This window comes from Streptococcus sp. (assembly GCF_019414905.1).
Classification (GTDB): Bacteria; Bacillota; Bacilli; order Lactobacillales; family Streptococcaceae; genus Streptococcus.
The window spans coordinates 1-1,018 of sequence record NZ_DXLC01000309.1 but is presented as its reverse complement, the minus strand read 5'-3'; the positions used below and the strand labels follow the sequence as shown (position 1 = coordinate 1,018).

Genomic DNA, 1,018 nt, shown 5'->3' with positions numbered 1-1,018 from the left:
ACCGTCGTAGCCGAAATCGAAGCAGCTCTGCAAGTCCAAGAAGACCTCTACAACCAGGCACGTGCACAAATGAAGGCTGAACGTAAAGCCGAACGCAAGGATAAACTTGAAGAATTCAAGGCAAATGTCAAAGCAAAATTTGACAAATTGAAAGCGTAAGCACTCAAGCATCTCATAAAAAATAGGCTTTCTACTTCTGGAAGATAGCCTATTTTTTAAAAAAACTAGATTTTAGAAAAAGGAAGTGACGGAAGGATCACGTTTTTTAGAGGAGCTCATTTTGGACGATGACCCCCGAACCCTCTATATCCAGACCTGGGGCGGGACCAATACAACTGCCAGAGCCCTCAAGTCTATTCAGGAGCGCTACGAGGGGACGGCAGAATGGCCTCCCTACATTCCGAAGAGGTGGACCCGCATTATGTCTTCGATATAACAGAAGAGGGCGCAAGTCTCACGGTTCATATCCCTGACGATGCAAAGTCAGACGATACCTTCCATATCATTACTGAGGTGCAAAATGTGACCGAGACTCCATTCAAAACCTATGTGCGTCGTATTCTCACGGTCAAATAATTTAGATGAGCTAGATTATTGCTCTTAAAAATGCTCATTGTCAACTGTAGTGGGTGGACATATAACTAAGCCCTAGAGAGAACCATCTTGGTTCTCTTTTTTGTGAAGTTCAAAGCGAGGTAAATCCGTTTTTTAAAGTTTTCAAAGTTCCGAAAACCAAAGGCATTGCGTTTGATGTCTTTGAGAACCAATCGCCAGCAGTATTTTAAGGCACGATAGTCAATGGATTTCTTGTCAAATTACTTCATGAGTTGAATACGAGTTTGATTGAGAGTACGGCTGAGGTGTTGGACGATATGAGTAAGTGCTTGATGATTGATGAGTTTCTAGGTAATTTTTTCGGTGCGTTATTCACGCCGATTTTTTTTCGAGTCCACTTTTGTGGGCCGAAAAAGCAGTGAATTTTTTGAACCGTGAGGGTCAAAAAAGGGGTGCAACCCAT

1 protein-coding gene and 2 pseudogenes are annotated in these 1,018 nt (G+C 42.6%); 2 read left to right on the top strand and 1 reads right to left on the bottom strand.

Annotation, left to right across the window (positions count from 1 at the left end; translation table 11 throughout):
- Positions 1-159 (top strand): annotated as a pseudogene (locus QZ359_RS09300) (DUF1269 domain-containing protein); the annotation flags it as partial.
- A gap of 85 nt (positions 160-244) precedes the next feature.
- Positions 245-436 (top strand): nucleoside hydrolase-like domain-containing protein, encoded by a 192-nt coding sequence (locus tag QZ359_RS09295; protein ID WP_079266279.1) that lies wholly within the window; start codon positions 245-247, stop codon positions 434-436.
- Between the two features lie 205 nt (positions 437-641).
- On the opposite strand, the pseudogene QZ359_RS09290 reads toward QZ359_RS09295, so the two are convergent.
- Positions 642-875: pseudogene (locus tag QZ359_RS09290) on the bottom strand (hypothetical protein); the annotation flags it as partial.
- Positions 876-1,018: the final 143 nt, after the last annotated feature.